The organism is Leeuwenhoekiella palythoae, assembly GCF_900130045.1.
Classification (GTDB): domain Bacteria; phylum Bacteroidota; class Bacteroidia; order Flavobacteriales; family Flavobacteriaceae; genus Leeuwenhoekiella; species Leeuwenhoekiella palythoae.
Genome location: NZ_FQXT01000004.1, coordinates 92,263 through 115,358, shown reverse-complemented (window position 1 = coordinate 115,358; position 23,096 = coordinate 92,263). Strand labels below are relative to the sequence as shown.

Below are 23,096 nucleotides of genomic sequence, written 5' to 3'. Positions count from 1 at the left end.
TATGCTTTTTTGCTGAGCAAATGCACTTTTTTGCAGCAAAAGCAACAAAAACAAACAGAAAATAAGTTGTTTAAACATTATCACCGAAGAACTTAGGAACTAAAAATACTATAAAAAAAGCGACCCAAGGGTCGCTCTTAGCATGAGTTTAACGAGAACTAGACGGTAAGAATTTCTTTTTCCTTAACTGCTAGTAGTTCGTCAATTTTTTTGATGTATTTATCAGTTAAATCCTGAACATCTACTTCTGCATTTCGGCATAGATCTTCTGCGAGACCATCTTTCTCCAGCTTTTTAATATCGTTATTTGCTGATTTACGATCGTTACGCACACCTACTTTTGCATCTTCTGCTTCAGCTTTAGCTTGTTTTACCAAATCTCTACGGCGCTCTTCAGTCAACGGCGGAACGTTGATGATTACGCTTTCACCGTTATTCATAGGATTAAAACCAAGATTGGCATTCATAATTGCCTTTTCAATCTCTTGAATCATCGCTTTCTCCCAAGGCTGAATAGAAATCGTTCTTCCGTCAGGAGTATTAACATTGGCAACCTGAGCCAGTGGTGTTTGACTTCCGTAGTAATCTACCATTACACTTCCTAACATTGAAGGGCTCGCCTTACCGGCACGTATGTTTGCAAATTGCTTTTTTAAGTGATTGATTGCATTTTGCATGCCTTCTTCAGTTCCGTCAAGTATAAATTGAATGTCTTCGTTCATAGCTTTATTTGTTCGTTGCTTTTTTTCAAACCAACCAAAAATACTAAATTATAAATTTACTGTAGTACCTATATTTTCACCTTCAACAACTTTGAGCAAGTTGCCCTGTTTATTCATATCAAACACGATAATGGGGAGCTCATTCTCCTGACTTAATGTGAATGCGGTTGTATCCATCACTTTAAGTCCCTTCTGTAAGACATCTTCAAAACTGATGAAATCAAATTTTACAGCCTTCTCATCTTTTTCAGGATCGCTGGTGTAAATTCCGTCTACGCGCGTTCCTTTTAAAATCACATCTGCGTGAATCTCAATAGCTCTTAAAACTGCTGCAGAGTCAGTAGTAAAATATGGATTTCCGGTTCCTCCACCAAAGATCACCACACGCCCTTTTTCTAAATGACGAATGGCGCGACGTCTAATAAAAGGTTCTGCAACCTCATTGATCTTTACCGCACTCTGTAAACGGGTTTGAATACCCGCTTCTTCAAGCGCGCTTTGCAATGCCAAACCGTTGATCACGGTAGCCAGCATCCCCATATGATCCCCTTGTACGCGATCCATACCGCGGCTGGCTCCGGCGACACCTCTAAAGATATTTCCACCACCAATTACAATGGCTACTTCTACTCCTTGATCAAGTACTTTTTTGATTTCTTCTGCATACTCAGCAAGTCTATCTGGGTCTATACCGTACTGGCGTTTTCCCATTAATGCTTCACCTGATAATTTTAAAAGAATGCGTTTGTATTGCATGGCGTAGAAAAATTTTTGACAAATATAAGCTTAAATGACATTTGAGAAAAAGAAAGAATGCAAGGCATAAAAAAAGGCCACCAATAGGCAGCCTTCTTACTTAGTATTTTGTTAGAACGAATTAAGCTAAGCTTACACGCTTAAAGCCTACTACTTCTGCATCACCTTTACTTGCAACATATTTTGCAACGTTGATGCTCTCATCCATAATGAAAACTTGATCTAACAAAGCTTTCTCATTATCAAGAGTAGTGTTGTCAGAAACAAAACGCTCAATTTTACCAGGAACGATACGATCCCAGATTTTTTCTGGTTTTCCTTCTGCTTTCAATTCTTCTTTGATATCTGCTTCTGCCTGAGCCATAACTTCTGGAGTTAACTGAGACATAGAGATGTATTGTGGTACGTTTTTAAGGGTTTTTCCTAAACGACCTAACTCGATGTTTTCTTTTTCGATCGCAGCAATGCGTGCTTCGGTTTCTGAAGCAACAAATTCTGGATCAAAATCTTTGTATGATAACGTGGTTGCCCCCATAGAAGCTACCTGCATAGAAACTGTTTTTGCAACTTCTTCTGCGTTATCTGAAGCTTGAGATAAACCGGTTAAAGCACCAATTTTGTTACCGTGTACATAAGAACCTACAAATGGAGCTTCTAAAAGTTCAAAACCACCAATTTCTAGTTTCTCACCAATTACACCTGTTTGCTCGATCAATTTTTCTTCAACAGTCATCCCTTTGAAGTCTGCTGCTAAGAACGCTTCTTTAGTGTCAAAGTTGATCGCGATATCACCAAGTTCATTTGCTAACTCTACGTAAGAATCATTTTTAGCAACGAAATCGGTCTCACAGTTTAATGAAAACACAACACCACGGTTGTTTGCATCATTGATCTTTGCTACCACAACTCCTTCGCTAGAATCGCGGTCTGCTCTTTTTTCAGCAACTTTTTGTCCTTTTTTACGAAGGACAGCGATTGCTTCATCAAAATCACCATCAGCTTCTACAAGTGCATTTTTACAATCCATCATACCTGCACCGGTAGCCTTTCTAAGTTTATTTACTTCTGCGGCTGTTATTTTTGCCATTTTAAATACGTTTTATGAGTTAAAACAAAAGTCGTTTAGTTTAGTGCAAAAATGCAGTATACTAAACGACTTTACTTATTATCAAATTGTTAAATACTATTCTTCTTCGTCGTTAGCTACAGCTTTAGCTTTTGCCTTTGCCGGCTTAGCTGCTTTATCTTTCTTGCCTTCACCAGATTTTTCTTTTCCGGCTTTGCGTTCTGAAAGACCTTCTACGATAGCATCAGCAACGTTAGAAATGATTTTCTCAATAGATTTTGAAGCGTCATCATTAGATGGGATAGCATAATCAACCTGACGTGGATCAGAGTTGGTATCAACCATCGCAAAGATTGGAATGTTTAATTTTTGAGCTTCTTTAATCGCAATGTGTTCACGTTTGATGTCAACTACAAATAGTGCACCTGGAAGACGTGTCATATCCTCGATAGAACCTAAGTTCTTTTCAAGTTTTTCACGCATACGGTTCATTTGTAGTTGCTCTTTTTTAGACAAGCTATCAAAACGACCGTCTTGTTTCATACGATCTACAGTTTGCATTTTCTTAACCGCTTTACGTATAGTTACGAAGTTGGTTAACATACCTCCAGGCCAACGCTCTGTGATGTAAGGCATTTTTGCACGAGTTGCTTGTTCTGCAACAATCTCTTTAGCTTGTTTTTTGGTAGCTACAAAAAGTATTTTTCTACCTGAAGCTGCAATTTTACTTAGTGCTTCTGAAGCTTCGCTAAGTTTAGCAGCAGTTTTGTATAGATTGATGATGTGAATCCCATTACGCTCCATATAAATATATGGTGCCATGTTAGGATCCCATCTTCTGGTAAGGTGACCAAAGTGTACACCTGCATCCAGTAAATCCTTTACATTTTCTGTTTTTGCCATTTTGACTTTAGTTTACGTTCCCGTTGTAGTAGCAATATGCAAGTGGTCTTCTTAATGAATCGCCAAGCACATTTAGATGCTAAACTAATTTCCTGATCACTCAGGACAACGACTTAATTTTTAAATTAATTTCTTTTCGCTTTCAAAAACTGAATGAAAAATAAATTCCATAAAGATTGAAACACGATTGCTGTTAACGTTTTGAGAATTGGAATTTCTTACGCGCTTTCTTCTGACCGAATTTCTTACGCTCTACCATTCTTGGGTCTCTTGTTAACAAACCTTCCGGCTTAAGGATACCTCTGTTCTCTGCATCTACTTCGCACATTGCTCTAGAAAGAGCTAAACGTACAGCTTCTGCTTGTCCTGTGATACCTCCACCATAAACGTTTACTTTTACGTCAAAGTTTTTATCATTTTCAGTCATTACTAATGGCTGATTAACTTTGTACTGTAACGTTCCTGTTGTGAAGTATTCTTTAAGATCACGCTTGTTGATGGTGATGTTACCAGAACCAGGAGCTAAATAAACACGAGCAACGGCGGTCTTTCTACGACCAATTTTGTGAATTACTTCCATTTACTTGAGTTCGTTAATGTTAATTGCTTTAGGTTTTTGCGCTTCCTGCCCGTGTTCTGCACCGGCATAAACCTTTAAATTGCGATAGATCGCACTACCTAATTTGTTTTTAGGCAACATACCTTTTACTGCATTTTCGATAAGACGCGCAGGGTCTTTACCATACAATTCTTTTGCAGTAAGGCTTCTTTGACCACCAGGATAACCCGTGTGACGGATGTAAGACTTAGCGTCCCACTTTTTACCTGTCAAGTTGATTTTAGAGGCGTTGATAACAACAACATTGTCTCCGCAATCAACGTGTGGTGTGTAGTTAGTTTTGTACTTCCCGCGTAACAGTTTTGCTACTACAGAAGACATACGCCCTAACGTTTGTCCTTCAGCATCAACAACAACCCACTCTTTGTTTACGGTGTTTTTGTTGGCAGATACTGTTTTGTAACTTAATGTGTCCACACTGTTTTATTTAATTATTAAACATTCCATTTCCTGTCTTCAATCGCTCGCGCGTGAAAACAGGGGTGCAAATGTACAATTATATATTTAGATAGCAAACAGAGGTTTGCGAATAATTTATACCGTTAAAAAACTTTAAAATAGCACTTTAACCTAACCCAAAAAGAATTCTCTTTTTAAATTTGATGTTCATCAGGACTAAAATGCTAATGATGAAAAATTTCTCGCCCCTAGTTTTAACACTTTTACTCTTCTCTCAAGCCTTATTTGCTCAGATTGGTATTGGCACCACAGCTCCAGAAGCTAGCCTAGACGTGCAGTCTGTAGCTAATGGTGGTATGCTCATTCCACGCGTAGCACTTACTAGCACTACAGATAATACTACGGTAGTCAATACAGACAGCGGAGCCCTTGCTGAAAGCACCTTAGTCTATAACGACGGTACAGGCGGCTTAACTCCTGCCGGATTTTATTATTGGAAAGGTACACTATGGGAGAAATTAGCAGATAACACTGATTCTAGAACATACACTGGAAAACTGAGAATAACATCCACTGGCTCCATAAATATTAACACCCTACCTTTTTCTCCTACAGCAATTACATTTACAGCTTATGCCAATGTAGAAAACTATACTCTTGATAGCGACAATGCTGCCTCTAATAATAATTCAGGAATTGCAAATTCGTTCGGTTACATGACTGGATTTGCAAACAACCACTCAGGATCAATTGCACAGCAAGTCATTTGCGGAGGCGGTAGTGGTAACTCAATTAATGACATTTCAAGATATGCATCTCCTAATCACTGCATAGGAATAAGATACGCAAATCAGAATGGAGACAAATTAGGGATTACGTCTGCAAGCTTGACGTCATTTGACAACAATGGATTCACACTAAATGTAGACAGTTATGCAGATGGGCTAGTAATAATCTATACCGCATACAGGTAGAGATCACATATAATTAAAGCAACACGTTGCAAATAATTAATTACAAGCCCAGACCGTACCAATCAAATCGTAATTCTTTATAAAGCATATAAATAAGCTTTTTGAAAATTGAAATATTGGCAGCTTTAAATAGAAAAGAATATTTCTTATCCTTCCATAAGTCGTAAATAATCGTTGGTCACGCTGTTTTTTAAAAAAGTCAGCAAAAACCTTAACAAAATTGCTATACTACACACAAGGATTTTTTTGCATTTAAATTATGTTTTTAACTAAAAACCATATTTTAAATCAAAAATCACCACCTCCACAACTCGATTTACATACTTCTCAATAAAAAAGACCTTCAATTGAAAATCTTGTAATTTCAATTGACATTTAACATACTTTTCGACACTTAATCAATATGTATGTTAAATGATAAAAAAATTATTATTTAGTTTCTTAATGTGTTTGCTAAGCCTATCGGCTTTCGCACAGCAAAAGACCGTGACAGGTACCGTAATCGGTGCAGACGGCACTCCGCTTCCGGGAGTAAATGTAGTCATCAAAGGCGCCACCGGTAGAGGTACGCAGACTGACTTTGACGGCGCCTACACTATCGACGCCAGCTCAAATGAAACTTTAGTATTTTCATTTGTGGGCTTTGAAACGCAAGAGCAGCTTGTGGGTGCAAAAACTACATTAAATGTAACCCTTGCAGAAAACACCGAATCGCTAGACGAGGTAGTGGTAGTAGGGTACGGTGTTCAACGCAAGCGTGACTTGACCGCTTCGGTATCTCAAGTAAAGGGAGATGACATCGCAAACTTAGTCACCCCAAGTTTTGAATCTCAACTAGCAGGACGCGCTGCCGGGGTACAGGTTACTACACAGACTGGTATTATTGGTGAAACTCCACGTTTCAGAATACGAGGTATTGCTTCAATCGATTCGGGCACATATCCGTTAGTAGTTGTTGACGGTATTCCTATTTACACCGGAGACTTAGGAGGTTACGCTTCCAACAACGCTTTAGGTGACGTAAACCCTGCCGATATTGAATCTGTAGAAATTCTAAAAGATGGTTCGGCTACTGCAATCTATGGATCACGCGCTGCAAACGGTGTTGTTTTAATCACTACCAAAAAAGGTCGCGAAGGAAAAATGACTATCAATTACAACATGTCTGCAGGTTTTGCAAGACCGGTAAACACGTTTAATCTCTTAGGCGCTTCAGACTTTGTTACCATAAGTAATGAAAAGCGCAGCAACCGCGGACAAAGCGATTGGGCTGCAGGAACCGAATTCAATACAGATTGGCAAGATCTTGTTTTAAATGACAATGCTTTTCAACAGGATCATAGCGTTTCTTTTTCTGGCGGAACACAGTACACAAAGTATTATTTGTCCTTAGGGTATACCGAGCAAGAAAGTATCGCGCGCCCTAATGACTTTGTACGTTATACTTTTAGATCAAATATTGAGCAGAAAATCAAAAGTTGGTTATCTATGGGGGTAAACGCAGGTTTAACCCGCTCTGAGTACAACGGCTTAAACACCGGTACCAACTCACTTTCAGGTAACATTTTTAATGCGAGCCGCCAGCATCCTAACGTATCTCCTTATGATGCAAATGATCCTACAGGCTATAATTTAGATGACACATTCCCTGATCGTATGGGACGCGGCACCAACTTAGAAACCGTAGGAGATAACATTCCAAACATTATGTTTGCAATTGAGAACAACTCGTACTACTCTAAAGTAAACCGTGTTATTGGGAACGTTTATGCAGATATCAAACCCGTTTCTACGATCAACTTTAGAACTCAAGTTAGTATTGATCAAACCAACACCACCGGTTTCTTATTCTGGAGCCCGATTCACGGTGATGGATATGGCTCAAACGGACGTGTGCAAAACAGCAATACTGACCTTACCCGCTGGAACTGGCAAAACGTGTTGAGCTACAACGAGACTTATGGGGAAGATCATAATGTTTCGCTAACACTAATCAATGAATATCAAAAGTCAAGAGACCAAAGTTTCTTCGGCACAGGTACTGATCTAAGCAACGAGTTTTTCAATCAAAACCTCATCAGTAACTCGTATGGTGTTCAAGGTTCTGGCGGAAGCTTAAGCGAGAATGGTTTGATTTCCTATGCCGGTCGTTTGAATTACAACTACAAACAGAAGTATTTCCTTCAAGGAACCTTACGTAGAGATGGTCTTTCTTCATTACCATTTGAAAACCGCTACGGAACTTTCCCAGGAGCTTCTTTTGGATGGACTGTAAGTGAAGAATCATTTATGCAAGGCATTAAAGAAACCCTTTCTGACTTCAAAATCCGTGGTTCGTATGGAAAAGTTGGTAACACAGACATTGGCAACTACCCTTACTTAGGACTTTATGGCGCTGCAAAATATGGCGACACTAATGGTATTGGTTATGTTCAATTTGGTAATGATCAGCTGCGTTGGGAAACCAGTATTAAATATGACTTAGGTGTAGATCTTGCTTTCTTACGCAATCGCATTACCATCAGTGCAGACTACTTTAAAAACGACACCGATGACCTGATCTTAGATCTAGAAACTCCTATGTCTTTTGGAGTACCTAATAACAGCTACCGCGCAAACATTGGTAAAATTCAAAACACCGGTTATGAATTTGCTGTAGATGCACGTATTCTGGATAAAGAATTTAGATGGAATGTTTCTGCTAACATCTCCTTTATCGACAACGAAGTTATTGCTTTGGTTAACGGTCAGGATCGTATAGGCACCAACACGATCACTCGTGAAGGAGAATCTATCAACTCTATTTACGGTGTGCGTTATTACGGAACAAATCCAGAAAATGGTAATCCGGTTTATTACAAAGCAGACGGAAGCTTAGTTCAAGGCAACCTGCCCGGTTCTAGTTATTCGGTTTTTGATCCTGCAAATCCTGCTGATGTTTCTCAGGCTGCTTCTTTAAGCGCTGCAGACGATCGCGTGATTTTAGGTCAATCGCTTCCTAAATATTTTGGAGGTTTAAATTCCTCTATGAATTACAAAAACTTCGATCTAGGATTTTTATTCCGCTTTAGCGGCGGAAACAAAATCTTCAATGCTACGCGTAGAGATTTATTAAACCAAAACTTTACTAACAACAGCACTGAGATTTTAGGAAGATGGCAAAGTGTAGAAAATCCAGGTGATGGATGGACCCCCAGATTATATGCATCTACAAACACCACTACCAACTTAACTTCAATAGCGACTTCACGTTTTCTTGAAGACGGCGATTTTATCAAATTAGATAACATCACTTTAGGATACAGCCTACCGGCTGATACCGCTACACAATTAGGTATCACAAAGCTTCGCTTGTATTTACAAGCGCAAAACGTATGGACGATTACTGATTACTCAGGCTTAGATCCAGAAATGGAATCTGCAGGTGTTGACCTTAACGGTACACCCAGAGCAAGCATTTTTTCTTTTGGTCTTAATCTAAGTCTATAACCTTATTACTATGAAAAAACGAATTTTAAATATGAAATTTTCCCGTGCTGTTAAACCACTTCTTCTCGTTTTAGGATTGAGTGTCTTTTACAGCTGTCACGAAGAAAATGTTCTCGAACTAGAGCCTTTTAACCAAATCTCTGAAGACGCTGCGTTTTCTACCGCAGATCTTGTTGAACTATCCGTAACCGGTATGTACAATGCGGCTCAAATAGGAGTGTATACCGGCACAGGGCGTGGGTATCCTTTTGGGGCTGCTTTTGTACAGCAAGGAGATAACCGTGGTGAAGATGTGGTAAACGTTGCTACCTTTTACCAGCTTACCTACACCGGCACCTACGACCCCACTACAGCAAATAACGTGTATTACTGGAGCGATACCTATCGCTTAATAAACAGAGCAAACATCGTTCTTGAAGGGGTACAGACCGCGTTAGACAATGGGATCATCACTCAGGAACAAGCTGACGACTATGAGGGTCAGGCAAAATTCTTGAGAGCTGCTGCACATTTAGAGTTGCTGTTTCATTTTGCAAAACCGTATAACGACACTCCAGATGCATCACATCTTGGGGTTCCTTATAGAGACTACCCGATCAACACTGCAGAGTCTATCGCTACTGCGTTGGAGCAAGGTAGAAACACCGTCGCAGACTGCTATGCCCGAATTTTAGCTGATTTTGATGATGCTGAAAGTCTTTTGCTAAGCAAAGCGGAACGCGGAGGAACAGACGGAATCATCAGAGCTACAAGCGAAGCTGCAATTGCATTTAAAACCCGTGCCTACTTGCATATGCGTAACTGGCCAATGGTTATTCAAGAAGGAACTAAGCTTAATGGAACATATACCTTAACTGCTTCTCCCAACGAACCTTTTGCAAGCGGATATGCTAATACCGAATCTATTTTCTCTATTGAAAATACAGCTTTGAACAATCCCGGTGTGAACGCAGCTTTAGCTTCTCAATATAATCGCCGCGGACTTGTAGTAATCAGCCCAATTATCTGGAGAAATCCTTCTTGGTTAGAAGACGACCTAAGACGTGGAGAAGGAACTTTAGTAACCACACGTTCAGGAGTAAAGTATACTAACAAGTACAAAGATGCTACGAACTACACAGACCCTGCTCCAGTAATTCGTTATGCTGAAGTATTACTCAATATGGCCGAAGCTTATGCTCGTACTAACGCTGCCGGAAGCGCGCTTACCAACCTTAACTTAGTACGCAACAGATCGCTTGCAGCACCTGCAACTCAAGCCTATGTAAGCACTAGTTTTGCAACTCCAGCTGCTTTGGTCAATGCAATCATTACCGAGCGTAGAATAGAATTTGTGATGGAAGGAAGACGTTGGCCAGACATTCACCGTCTACAACTTGATGACTTAGCACCCGTAAGTGGTGTTCCTCAAAAAGTGGCTAACGGCACACCTACTGCCGAAAGCTATACTTTAGGCACCGCATATTCCGGACCTTATGGTGTAGATGCTATTCCTTATAGCGCGACTGCATTTTTATGGCCAATACCTCAGCAAGAGATCAACAATAACCCAACTCTTGCTGCGCAGCAAAACCCAGGTTGGTAAACCAACATTTGGTTTCATTAAATTCATTTAGCCAAAGAAAAACCCGCTTAAGAATCTTAAGCGGGTTTTTTAGTTTAATCAATCTTCAAATTTATATTGGGTTTTGCTTCAATAATGGGTTCGCATTTAATGCATCTAGAGGAATCAACCATTGCCATCTGTTATCTCCTGCAGGCACCTCATAAACATTATTAATTACTGTTTGTACGTGATTAGCTCCTGTACGATCAAGCGGTTGATTTAAACGCTTTAAATCATAGAATCTAAAACCTTCACCCCAAAGCTCTATTCTTCTTTGAATATATATCTCCTCTTTAAGAGCCTGACCTGTATTGGTTGACAAGGTATACTCAGGATCTCTGTTTGAAGCAAAATCAAACAATACAGAACGCGCTGCTCCTTCATCAATATAGCTTAGCGCTTCAGCTTCTATAAGATACATCTCCCCGGCGCGCATATAAGGTACATCCATTCTACTATCACCGGTTCCTGCGGCTAAGAATTTCTGACTTGTATATGGGAAAAGTGAAAAATTAGACGCAATTGAATATCCCGGAGGCAAACTATCGTGTTGTCCGGTAGGATCAAACAACACAGCCCGAATATCTGTTTCAGAAATCTGATCGTAAAGCAAATTATTTATCGCTTTAGGGTTTGTTCTAATATTTGTTGAACTGTAATTTCTTGAAACATACGCTCCGAAATTTCCATAGTAATCGGTTTGATCCTCTTGAATGTAGCTTCCCCACATCCACTCACCATTAGTATACGTGTTGAAGTTTGCATAGTAATCATCATTAGACATAAGATTATAGTTGGCTCTAGCCTGCGCCGCATAATCTGCCGCAACTTGGTAATTTTGTTGAACCAAAGCTACACGCGCTTTTAATCCTAATGCCACTGATTGATCTAGATGTGATTTATTAGGTCGCACATAACCGTCAAGCAATTCAATAGCTGCATCAAGGTCTGTATTAATCTGTGTATAAACTTCTTCAACGCTCGCACGAGGTAATGGGTCATTATCAGCGGTTAATCTGATAGGAATTCCCGGTTGTGTATTTTCAGCACCTGCTGAATAGCGAATTCCATAAAGTTGAACCATTTGAAAATGAGCCCAAGCTCTATAAAGAGTTGCTTGACCTAAAGCAGCCTGACGCTCTGCAGCATCACCTTCAGCATTTTCTGCTCCATTGATGACTACGTTAGCATTTCTGATAATTCGATAATAGGTACGATACGGGAAAAGGTTATCAGAATCATCTGCATTAGTGTGATCTAACCAACCTGCCGCAGAAACAAACCAACCGTTTCCTCGAGAAGTCATAACAAAATCCTCTCCTAATACATCGTTTTGAATCATTAACGATCCTATACCGCTTCGGCCTTGCGCGCCGTATCTTATGTATAAAGAACGGTGAATACCATTAATTACTAAAAATAGGTTTCCGGTAGTTGACGTAGCGGTCACATCAGAAACACTTTCGGTAGGCACTTCTTCTAAAAATTCTTCACTACACGATGATAATGCTAATCCCAGCACTACAAAGAGTAAAGTAAACTTAGTTATATAGTTATTTTTCATAGTTTTTATAATGTAATATTTAATCCTACTGATAATACGCGAGCCGGTGTAAAGCGGTTTGAAGTGGTACCGTTAAAGCTTTCACCTACATCCATACCTTTTCTAGCGGTAAGCTTGAATAAATTCTCTCCACTTACATATACATTTGCTCCGGTAAGCCCTAACTTTTGCACAAGCTCAGCATCAAATGCGTAGCCCAGATTTACTTGTCGTAATGCCAAGAAATCTGATTTTTCTAACCAGCGGCTAGAACCTGCACCAAAAGCTGCTGTTTGCGCAGCATCAAGTCTAGGGACATTCGTAATGTCACCCGGCTCTTGCCATCTATCAAGAATATCTGTACTTAACGCGGTTCCGTAAGTACCAGAGTGCATCAGACCAGAATAGTTAGAGTCATAGGTTTCTCCACCTAACTGATAAGTAAACGTGATCCCTAACTGAAAGCCTTTATACTCAAAGTTGTTTCTAAAGGCTCCGTAAACATCTGGAGTAGCTTTACCTACAAAGTTGTAGTTTGCGTTATTTTGGTTAGTAGTTACTGTGGTTCCGTCAATTTCTCTTAAATCGCTTCCTCCTGCTTCAATAGCCTCAGGACTTGCAATGTATAGCGCCATACCATCAGCAGGATCTACACCATACCACTCTCTTAACCAGTAGTCATAGATATCACCACCTACAACCAGCTTTTTAGAACCATTAATGATCTCTTCTTGTGAAAGTTCTTTAATCTCATTTTTGAGTGTTGAAGCATTAATGCTGAAATCCCACTTAAACTGACTGTTGCGAACAATTCCTACAGTTACGTCAAATTCAAAACCACTGTTTACCCAGCTACCTATGTTGTCAGGATAATCATCAAGACCTGAAGATACCGGAAGCGGCACATCAAATAATAGATCTTCAGACTTACGGTTATAGTATTCAAAAGTACCAGCCACGCGGTTGTTGAATAAACCAAATTCAATTGCAGCATCGGTTTGAATGTTAGTTTCCCACTGCAATCTTGGGTTTCCTGGAGAATCAACTAAGATTCCACCTTCTGAAGCGTTGTTATAATCTAAAGCAAATAAAGATTGGCTTACATAATACCCGCCTAAGTTGTCATTACCTACTTCACCATAAGAGGCTCTTAATTTTAAAAGATTTGCCCAATCTGCAGTCTCCATAAAGGCTTCTTGATCTATTCTCCAAGCACCACCTACAGAAAAGAAATCTCCCCAACGAGCATCTTTGCTAAATCGTGAAGACCCGTCACGTCTGTAAGATCCTGAAATATAATACCGACTGTCATAATCATAATTTACACGAGAGAAATATCCTTCGGTCGTTTGATTACTGGTATAGGAAATCAAATCATTTGTAGTAGTAAAGTTGATCAACTCGGTATTTCCTTCAACGATTTGATTTTGTCTGAATCCGTTTAGATACTCATACTCTGTATCAAAACTTTCGTGTCCTACTAAAGCAGAAACGCTATGCTTTCCAAAAGTCTTAGAATAGTTAAGTAACTGGTTGTAGTTTACTGTAGTTCTAGTTGAAGTTGTTCTACCTGCTCTACCATCAGGAGCACCATCCCCTACAATTGGGTTGTCAAAACTTTCGTTGCTGTAAAAACGCTTATCAATACCTCCATTTACGGTAAAGGTGAAATCTTGCAAGAAGGTAAATTCAGCATAAGCTCTAGACGTAAATGAGAAAATCTTATCACGATCTACGTTAAGCAAAGTCTCTTGAATCACATTACGACCACTACCACCGCCACCTACACGGTTATCGCCAAGGTCATAGATCCAATTACCATCACTATCTAAAATATATTCTCCTGTTTCAGGGTCGTGCTCGTGAACCGAGTAAATAGGACCGATATATCTGGTAGTTCTAAACGGGTTTACGTAGGACGAACTTCCTGCATCTGCAGCTTGATTGGAGTCTGAATCTGCAGCCGAAATATTTAAACCTGTTTTAATCCAATCTGTTACTTGCGTATTCGCATTTAGACGAGCTGTAAGTCGCTTAAAATTTGAATTGATGATATACCCATCTTCTTTTAAATAACTTACCGAAGCATAATAGTCTGATTTCTCAGTACCTCCGCTATATGAAAAATCAAGGTTGGTACGCACACCGGTACGTACAAGCGGCTCTAGCCAATCAAGATCTTCTGCGTATAATAAAGAAGCATTAGGATTCAAAGTTCCATCTTCTAAAACGATTTGATCATTAGCCACATTAAATGGGTTTTGGCCCAGCTCATCATAAATTGTTGAGGAAGCAATAGCGTTTGCTTCAGCTACCGGCGTATCACTGCTCATAGATAAACTATTGCGTAACGCTTCCCACATTAAAGGGTAATACTCACTCGCACTAACGCGATCATATTCTGGAATACCACGACTGGTAATACCTTGAGACATTTTTAAGGAAACTTGAGGTTTCCCACTGCGTCCAGATTTTGTTGTGATCAACACCACCCCGTTTGCAGCTCTACTACCGTAAAGTGAAGTGGAAGCAGCATCTTTAAGTACGGTTAAACTTTCAATATCATTAGAGTTGATACTTGAAAGCTCTCCATTAAACTGAACTCCATCTACGATGTAAAGTGGTGTATTTGAAGCACTGTAAGAACCTGTTCCTCGAATACGGATGCTAGGAGCCGATCCCGGCTGACCATTTGCTGCAGATACATTTACACCGGCAGCAGCACCATCTAATGCAGAAATAGCATTGGTAATAGGGCGTTGTTCTAGAGACTCTCCATTTACCTGTACAGCAGAACCGGTAAAGTCTTCTTTCTTTGCAGTACCATAAGCAACTACAAGCACTTCATCCAGTGATTGAGTGTCTTCAGATAAGGTTATTGAAAATGTAGCAGAAGCACCTACGAGTTGTTCGTAAGGTTTAAAGCCCATATAAGAAAAAACGAGCGTTTCATCGGCGCTCGCTGCGATGGTAAAATTACCATCAAAATCGGTTTGCGTACCACGACCTGTGGTATTCTTTACCGTTACATTAACTCCCGGAAGCGGCATACCGGTTTGATCGGTCACCGTTCCACTCACCGTTTTTGTTTGGGAGAAGGCGAAATTTAAGGTCATCAGGAAGACTAACGACCAGATTAATCTTAGTTGTTGTTTCATTCGTAAAAATTTGAATTTTGATATTAGCCAGCGCTAAAAATGAAACAAACCAATTGAAAACACTTCTTTTTAACAGAATTCGAAGCACTTTTATTGATACAACAGTTATTTCATTGATTTTTATAAAATTCAAATTTTAAATAGGGTAGAATTCACATAATAGCACCCTATTTTTAACAACATAAAACGTATTAGTTAAGAATATTTTATTATAACGTTAAGTTAAAGAAATCATAGAAACTCCTGTTTTAATGGGCATCAAGCCAGTTATCACCTAACCCGACTTCAACATCAAGAGGAACATCTAATTTGAATGCGTTTTCCATTTCAGATTTTATAAGTTCCTGAACTTCATCTAATTCTGATTTGTAAACATCAAATACTAATTCATCATGAACTTGAAGTAACATTTTGGTTTTTAAGCCTTTATCCTTGAGTTTCTGATGTATTTTGATCATTGCGATTTTAATGATATCTGCAGCACTCCCTTGTATTGGTGCATTTACCGCGTTACGCTCAGCTGCACCACGCACTACCGCGTTACTACTGTTGATATCCTTTAAATAACGACGACGACCTAAAACTGTAGATACGTAGCCATTCTCACGCGCAAAATCTACCTGTTCGCTCATATAATTGCGCAGTTTAGGATAGGTCTTATAATAGGTGTCAATAAGCTCTTTACTTTCGCTACGGGTAAGGTCGGTTTGATTACTCAGTCCAAAAGCAGACACACCGTAAATAATCCCAAAATTCACGGTTTTTGCATTACTACGTTGTTCTCGGGTCACCTCATCAATGGGCACATTAAAGACTTTTGCAGCAGTAGATGCGTGAATATCTTCTCCCTCCTGAAAGGCTTTCATCATCGTTTCTTCCTGGCTCAAAGCTGCGATTATGCGCAATTCAATCTGTGAGTAATCTGCCGCAAGTAATACATAATCTTCATTACGCGGCACAAAAGCCTTACGCACCTGACGCCCACGCTCAGTACGGATTGGAATATTCTGTAAGTTCGGATTGTTTGAACTCAGACGGCCGGTAGCCGCTACGGTTTGCATATAATCGGTATGGACGCGGCCGGTTTTTGAATTTACCTGTGCCGGTAAAGCATCAACATACGTACTTTTTAATTTGGACAAGCCTCGATAATCAAGTACGTGCTGCACGATCTCGTGATCGGGAGCTAAATAAGAAAGCACATCTTCTGCGGTAGAATATTGCCCCGTACGGGTTTTCTTCGGTTTATCTACAAGCTTTAATTTGTCAAATAGTATTTCACCCAATTGCTTTGGCGAACCAATATTAAATTCTTCTCCCGCTTCTTCATAAATACTTTTCTCGAGCGAGGTGATGTCATTATTAAGCGCTTCAGAAAGACTGCCTAAAAATTCCTGATCCAGATTGATTCCTTCTAATTCCATATCTGCTAAAACCTGCACCAAAGGAATTTCGATATCATCAAACAACTTTTGGGTATTAGCCTCGCCCAATTCTTTTTGAAAATGCTCTTTCAGCTGAAGCGTTACATCTGCGTCTTCTACAGCATATTCGGTTTGCTGATCAACAGGCACGTCAGCCATCGACTTTTGATTCTTACCTTTTTTACCGATCAATTCTTCAATAGAAACCGGTGTATAGTTAAGGTAAGTTTCTGCGAGCACGTCCATATTATGACGCATATCTGGATTGATCAGATAATGCGCAATCATCGTATCAAAAAGCTTTCCTTTTACTTCGACATCATACTTCGCCAACACCTTAATGTCATACTTAAGGTTTTGCCCAATTTTCTCGATTTCTTCCGCTTCAAAAAACGGACGCAGTGCTTCGATCAGTTTTTGTACTTCTTCTTTTTCTGACGGAAATGGAATATAAAATCCTTTGGTTTTCTCCCAGCTGAAAGCGATCCCTACCAGTTCTGCCTGCAACGGATCTAGATCTGTAGTTTCGGTATCAAAACATACCGAAGTTTGCTTCATTAAGTTTTTGATGAACAAGTTCATCGCCATTCCTGGAGCTACACTTTGGTAAAAATGCTCAGTGTCTTTTATGGTTTTTCGGGTATTGCGCTCTTCTATAGCAGGCTCATCACCACCAAAGAGATTGTATTGTCCCGCACCGGCATTTGCTGCTTTTTCCGCAGAACTTACCAGTTTTTTAGCCGTTTCCGTACCGCTTACTGCGGCTCCGGTATCGCTATCGGCTTCGCCGGAAAATATCTTGATAAACTGATCTTTAAGCCTACGGAATTCGAGTTCATCAAAAATCTCCTGCACTTTATCTGCATCCGGTTGCGAAAGTTCGTATTGTTCTGCATCAAATTTCACATCACAATCGGTCATAATGGTTGCTAACTTTCTGGATAGACGTCCCAGCTCGGCGTTTTCGATCACCTTCTCTTTCATCTTTCCTTTAAGCTGATCTGTATTTTCTAACAGACCTTCTAAGCCACCGTATTGCTTGATAAACTTCTTAGCCGTTTTATCTCCCACTCCGGGCAATCCGGGGATATTATCAGACGCGTCACCCATCATTCCTAAGTAATCGATCACCTGTTCTGGACGCTCGACTTCAAAACGTTTTTGCACTTCAGGAATTCCCCAGATCTCGATCCCGTTACCCATTCGCGCTGGTTTGTACATAAAAATGTTTTCAGAAACCAATTGCGCATAATCCTTATCCGGCGTGACCATAAAAACCTGATAATCCTCTTTTTCTGCCTGTTTGGCCAGCGTACCGATCAAATCATCTGCCTCTACACCTTCAATCTCAATACACGGCACGTGCATCGCTTTAAGAATCTCCTGAATAATAGGCACCGCTATACGTATCGCTTCTGGAGTTTCATCACGATTCGCTTTGTACTCTTCATACATTTCGACACGTTCAGAACTTCCGCCTTTATCAAATGCCACTGCGAGATGATCTGGCTTTTCACGCTTGATCACATCAAAAAGCGAGTTGACAAAACCCATAATAGCAGAAGTATCCTGACCTTTTGAATTCACTCGAGGATTTTTAATCAGTGCGTAATAACCACGAAAAATCAATGCATAAGCATCTAAAAGAAATAAGCGCTTTTGAACAGCCATATTGGGAATTTTTAATCGAATATCAGAAGTATCAAAAATAGGAATTAGTCTTATGATAAAAGTTTTTAGCCGGAGACATTTTGACAAAAACGCTATGGTCTATTTTTAGACAGATTACTTATCTTTCTTAAAACTGAAACTTAAATACCATGAGCATACCGCAATCTTATACGGAGTTTGAAGCCACACTAGAGAAGAGCAGCCCGCCCTCAAGTTGGCCCGAAGCTTTGCAAGCGCTTTGGCATCAGGCAAAAGGAGACTGGGAAGCCTCTCACAATATCGCTCAAGACATGCATACTGCTATGGGAAGTTTGATTCACGCGCACTTACATCGCGATGAAGGTGATGATTGGAATGCTAAATACTGGTATCGTCAAGCCGGAAGACCTTTTCCAACTGTTTCTTTGGAGGAAGAGTTAACACAACTCGTAAACGAAGTCATCGCTTAAAATAAAGCCTAAACAATCTCAGGGCAAACTCAATAAGCATATGTTAGAAACGAATTTTCAATTTTAAAGCAAGCCTCGAAGTATTAAACCCTTTGGCGGCGCCAATAAAAAAACCCGCTGAAAATCAGCGGGTTTTTTTTATCCATTGAATATACTTATTACAATTCTAACGCTTTAAGCACATTATTATCCATCAACAATTCTTCAGGGTTTTCTAGCGCTTCTTTTACAGCCACTAAGAATCCTACAGATTCTTTACCGTCAATGATACGGTGATCGTAAGAAAGTGCTACATACATAATAGGCGCAATAGCGATTCCGCCGTCGCGTACGATAGGACGCTCAACAATGTTGTGCATTCCTAAAATCGCAGATTGAGGAGGGTTGATGATAGGTGTAGAAAGCATACTTCCAAACACACCACCGTTTGTGATGGTGAAAGTTCCACCGGTCATTTCATCTACAGTGATCTGACCATCACGCGCTCTTAGCGCAAGACGTTTCACTTCAGACTCTACACCGCGGAAACTTAAGTTTTCAGCATTTCTGATAACTGGCACCATCAAACCTTTAGGTCCTGAAACCGCGATAGAAATATCTTTAAAGTCAAAAGAAACCATCTCTTTACCGTCGATCATTGAGTTTACAGCTGGGTACATTTCCAACGCACGCACACAAGCCAAAGTAAAGAACGACATAAACCCAAGACTCACACCGTGCTTAGCTTTAAAATCTTCTTTATACTTATTACGTAACTCAAAAATCGGAGTCATATCAACCTCGTTAAAGGTAGTAAGCATTGCGGTCTCATTCTTTACAGAAACTAAACGCTCAGCTACTTTACGACGCAACATAGACATTTTAGAACGGCTTTCTCCACGGCTTCCGGTTCCCGGAGTTCCCATTGAAGGCTGTGCGTTTACCGCATCTTCTTTAGTAATACGACCGTCGCGACCTGTACCTTTTACATCTTTAGCATCAATTCCCTTTTCATCTAAAGTCTTTTTAGCTGCCGGAGAAGGTGATCCTGAAGCGTACGTCTTTTTATCTTGCGTTTGCTCAGGCGTGCTCGATTTTGAAGGCTCTTCTTTTTTAGGTTCGGCTTTTTCTTCTTTCTGCTCTTCTTTGTCGCTACCGCTATCGCCTTCTGGCTTTGCAGCATCAGTATCAATGAGACAAACAACTTCGCCTACGGCAACTGCGTCGCCTTCTTCGGCTTTAAGGGTAATAATTCCGCTTGCTTCAGCAGGAAGCTCTAAAGTTGCTTTATCACTATCTACTTCGGCAATCGCCTGATCTTTTTCTACATAATCCCCATCTTCAACAAGCCACTGGGCGATTTCAACTTCGGTGATCGATTCTCCCGGCGAAGGGACTTTCATTTCTAAAGCCATAATTCTCTATTGTTATCTTTTATTCTTTAGTTAAAACTAAAATGTTTTTATTGGTTATTTGAATTTTTATCGAAAACATCATCAATTACGCGCTGATGTCTTCTCTTAAATCGTACAGAACTACCTGCAGCAGGCGCACCGTAAAATTTACGACTGCATACTCTGAATTTTTGCGCTTCAGGAAGATGCATCAATAAATGCCCGTAAGCTCCCATATTGCGCGGTTCTTCTTGTGCCCAAACTACATCGTCTGCATTTTTATACTTTTCAAGCGCTGCTCTGATTTCCTTTTTAGGAAGCGGGAACAATTGTTCAACACGCACAAGTGCAACATCATCTCGCTCTAATTCTTCACGCTGCGCAAGCAAGTCATAATAAAACTTACCAGTCACAAAAACCAGCGTTTTAACCTGATCTGCTTTTACACTATCATCATCAATGGTCATTTGGAAACTGCCGTTTGCCAATTCTTCTTTGGTCGACATTACTTTAGGATGTCTCAACAAACTTTTTGGCGTAAAAACGATAAGCGGTTTTCTAAAATTGGTCTTCAATTGACGACGCAATAAATGGTAGAAGTTTGCAGGAGTAGTACAATCTGCGACATACATATTGTCAACTGCACAAAGCTGTAAATAGCGCTCCATACGTGCCGAAGAGTGCTCTGCACCCTGACCTTCATAACCGTGAGGCAATAACATTACCAGACCGTTTTGAAGCTTCCATTTATCTTCTGCTGCAGAAATATACTGATCCAGCATAATCTGCGCTCCGTTACTGAAGTCACCAAACTGCGCTTCCCAGATAGGTAATGTTTTAGGACTCGCCATCGCGTAACCATAATCAAATCCAACCACACCATATTCTGAAAGCAGCGAGTTGAAGATGTACATATGGCCTTGCTCTCCTTTAAGGTTATTGAGCAACACGATCTCTTCTTCGCTTTCTTCAACTTTGGTCACGGCGTGACGGTGAGAGAAGGTACCTCGCTCTACATCCTGACCGGTCATACGCACATCAAAACCTTCTTTAAGCAAGGAACCGTATGCAAGTAATTCGGCAAGACCCCAATCTATTTTATTATCATCAAAGTACATTGCGCGACGCCCTTCGATGATCTTGTTTATTTTTCTTAAGAATTTCTTCCCTTCCGGAAGTTTGGTGATCGCCTCTGCAATTTCAGTTAATGCATCAAGGTCAAAAGTCGTGTCTACCGGCTGCATCATCTCATCTTCGGTAGCAGGCTCAAAACCTTCCCACTCATCTTGCATAATTGCAGTGATACGGGTGGTTTCTTCTTCTCTAGACTTTTCTAATTTTTCTTCAAGTTTTTCTTTGTACTCATCTTCTAATTGCTTCACGTGATTCTCGTCAATCACGCCTTGCTCAATAAGCTTTTTAGCATAGATATCTCTTGCATTATCGTGCTTGGCGATCGCTTTGTATAATTTAGGCTGTGTAAAACGCGGCTCATCACCTTCATTATGACCGTATTTACGATATCCTAAAAGATCGATGAATACATCACGACCAAAAGTCATTCTGAAATCAAGCGCAAATAAAGCTGCATGCACTACAGCTTCTGCATCATCAGCATTTACGTGCAATACCGGAGATAATGTGGTTTTAGCAACATCAGTGCAATAGGTCGAAGAACGCGCATCAAGATAATTGGTGGTAAACCCGATCTGGTTATTGATCACGATATGAATGGTTCCTTTAGTGGTATAACCATCTAATTGTGCCATCTGAATCACCTCGTAAACAACACCTTGACCAGCAATTGCTGCATCTCCATGCACTACAATAGGAAGCACTTCCTGCGGATTGTCAAAATAATGACGGTCTTGTTTAGCTCTCGAAATACCTTCTACCACGGCGCCTACTGTTTCTAAGTGAGACGGGTTGGGCGCAATGTTGATATTGATCTCTTTTCCGCTGTCTGTAAGTCGGCTTGAGGTCCAACCGAGGTGATACTTAACATCACCATCGAACACCTCTTGATCGTAATCTTTACCATCAAACTCACTAAAAATATCTTTAGCGTTCTTTCCGAAGATATTGGTCAAGGTATTTAGACGACCACGATGTGCCATACCCATCACAAAATCTTTTACACCACGATCTGCTGCTGCTTCAATAATTGCATCAACCGCAGGAATAAAACTCTCTCCACCTTCAAGCGAAAAGCGTTTTTGCCCTACATATTTTGTATGTAAAAAGGTTTCAAAAGAAACCGCTTCATTCAGTTTTTTAAGAATTTTCTTCTTAGTATCTGCAGAAAAATCAGGATGGTTATCGTTGACATTCAATTTATTTTGAATCCATTTGATTTCCTCCGGTTTTCTGATAAACATATATTCAACCCCAATAGAATCGCAATAAATGTTCTCTAAATGCGTGATTATGTCTCTAAGCGTGTTAGAGCCAATACCCAAGATCTCGCCCGCGTTAAAAACGGTATCTAAATCTTTTTCTGATAAACCAAAGTTTTCTAAAGCCAGTGTAGGCTCATATTTCCGACGCTCGCGCACCGGATTGGTTTTAGTAAATAAGTGCCCGCGCGTACGGTAACCATCTATCAATTTAACAACTTGAAATTCCTTCTGTAATTTATCAGGAACAGCATTATCTGAAGAAGTGTTAGCGCTGAGTTCTGAAACGTCTGCGGCGATACCGCTTTCTTCGATCCCAAAGTCAAAACCTTGAAAAAAAGCTCTCCAGCTGGGTTCTACACTATCAGGATGTTGTAAATATTTATCGTATAGGTCTGCGAAGTATGCAGTATTTGCTGCATTGAGAAATGAAAATCTATCCATTTTATAAATTAAATCTGTCGATTTTTTAAGCAATAATTTGTCAAAAATACAATAAATCGCGCGCACCAAGCGTGTCCTTTCGTAATTTTATGTTTATCATTAAC

At 40.1% G+C, this 23,096-nt stretch carries 15 protein-coding genes; 4 read left to right on the top strand and 11 right to left on the bottom strand.

Annotated features, from left to right (window positions below):
- Positions 1-158 precede the first annotated feature (158 nt).
- The 6 genes from frr to rplM all read right to left on the bottom strand — a co-directional run bounded on the left by frr (position 159) and on the right by rplM (position 4,483).
- Positions 159-722 carry a ribosome recycling factor gene (gene frr, locus BUA96_RS10890; protein ID WP_072983046.1) on the bottom strand — a complete coding sequence of 188 codons (564 nt, stop codon included), beginning with the start codon at positions 720-722 and terminating at the stop codon, positions 159-161.
- Positions 723-770: 48 nt separating this feature from the next.
- On the bottom strand, positions 771-1,478 hold the full coding sequence (gene pyrH, locus BUA96_RS10885) for a UMP kinase (protein WP_072983045.1): 708 nt from the start codon (positions 1,476-1,478) through the stop codon (positions 771-773).
- 121 nt (positions 1,479-1,599) lie between these two features.
- Complete coding sequence (gene tsf, locus BUA96_RS10880) at positions 1,600-2,565, bottom strand: translation elongation factor Ts (RefSeq protein ID WP_072983043.1); 966 nt, start codon at positions 2,563-2,565, stop codon at positions 1,600-1,602.
- Between the two features lie 96 nt (positions 2,566-2,661).
- On the bottom strand, positions 2,662-3,447 hold the full coding sequence (gene rpsB, locus BUA96_RS10875; RefSeq protein ID WP_072983041.1) for a 30S ribosomal protein S2: 786 nt from the start codon (positions 3,445-3,447) through the stop codon (positions 2,662-2,664).
- 193 nt (positions 3,448-3,640) lie between these two features.
- A complete protein-coding gene (rpsI, locus tag BUA96_RS10870; protein WP_072983039.1) occupies positions 3,641-4,027 on the bottom strand; it encodes a 30S ribosomal protein S9 in 387 nt (128 codons plus the stop codon).
- Positions 4,028-4,483, bottom strand: a complete 456-nt coding sequence (gene rplM, locus BUA96_RS10865) for a 50S ribosomal protein L13 (protein WP_072983038.1) — start codon at positions 4,481-4,483, stop codon at positions 4,028-4,030.
- Between the two features lie 209 nt (positions 4,484-4,692).
- Between rplM and BUA96_RS10860 the strand changes: the two genes are divergently transcribed.
- From BUA96_RS10860 to BUA96_RS10850, 3 genes are all read left to right on the top strand, one after another.
- Positions 4,693-5,439 carry a hypothetical protein gene (locus BUA96_RS10860; protein WP_128755691.1) on the top strand — a complete coding sequence of 249 codons (747 nt, stop codon included), beginning with the start codon at positions 4,693-4,695 and terminating at the stop codon, positions 5,437-5,439.
- 414 nt (positions 5,440-5,853) lie between these two features.
- Entirely contained in the window at positions 5,854-8,928 is a 3,075-nt protein-coding gene (locus tag BUA96_RS10855) for a SusC/RagA family TonB-linked outer membrane protein (RefSeq protein ID WP_084673134.1), read from the top strand.
- Between the two features lie 10 nt (positions 8,929-8,938).
- Positions 8,939-10,513: a RagB/SusD family nutrient uptake outer membrane protein gene (locus tag BUA96_RS10850; protein ID WP_072983034.1), complete on the top strand. Its 1,575-nt coding sequence runs from the start codon at positions 8,939-8,941 to the stop codon at positions 10,511-10,513.
- 91 nt (positions 10,514-10,604) lie between these two features.
- Here BUA96_RS10850 and BUA96_RS10845 read toward each other — a convergent pair whose 3' ends face one another.
- The 3 genes from BUA96_RS10845 to polA form a co-directional block, all read right to left on the bottom strand.
- Positions 10,605-12,098 carry a RagB/SusD family nutrient uptake outer membrane protein gene (locus tag BUA96_RS10845; protein WP_128755690.1) on the bottom strand — a complete coding sequence of 498 codons (1,494 nt, stop codon included), beginning with the start codon at positions 12,096-12,098 and terminating at the stop codon, positions 10,605-10,607.
- A gap of 5 nt (positions 12,099-12,103) precedes the next feature.
- Positions 12,104-15,235, bottom strand: coding sequence for a SusC/RagA family TonB-linked outer membrane protein (locus BUA96_RS10840; RefSeq protein WP_072983032.1), 3,132 nt, complete (start codon positions 15,233-15,235; stop codon positions 12,104-12,106).
- A gap of 248 nt (positions 15,236-15,483) precedes the next feature.
- Positions 15,484-18,330, bottom strand: coding sequence for a DNA polymerase I (gene polA / locus BUA96_RS10835; protein WP_072983030.1), 2,847 nt, complete (start codon positions 18,328-18,330; stop codon positions 15,484-15,486).
- A gap of 149 nt (positions 18,331-18,479) precedes the next feature.
- Between polA and BUA96_RS10830 the strand changes: the two genes are divergently transcribed.
- Positions 18,480-18,779, top strand: a complete 300-nt coding sequence (locus BUA96_RS10830; RefSeq protein ID WP_072983029.1) for a hypothetical protein — start codon at positions 18,480-18,482, stop codon at positions 18,777-18,779.
- A gap of 158 nt (positions 18,780-18,937) precedes the next feature.
- Here BUA96_RS10830 and odhB read toward each other — a convergent pair whose 3' ends face one another.
- Positions 18,938-20,173, bottom strand: a complete 1,236-nt coding sequence (gene odhB / locus BUA96_RS10825; RefSeq protein WP_072983027.1) for a 2-oxoglutarate dehydrogenase complex dihydrolipoyllysine-residue succinyltransferase — start codon at positions 20,171-20,173, stop codon at positions 18,938-18,940.
- Between the two features lie 47 nt (positions 20,174-20,220).
- Positions 20,221-22,992: a 2-oxoglutarate dehydrogenase E1 component gene (locus tag BUA96_RS10820; protein ID WP_072983824.1), complete on the bottom strand. Its 2,772-nt coding sequence runs from the start codon at positions 22,990-22,992 to the stop codon at positions 20,221-20,223.
- Positions 22,993-23,096 lie beyond the last annotated feature (104 nt).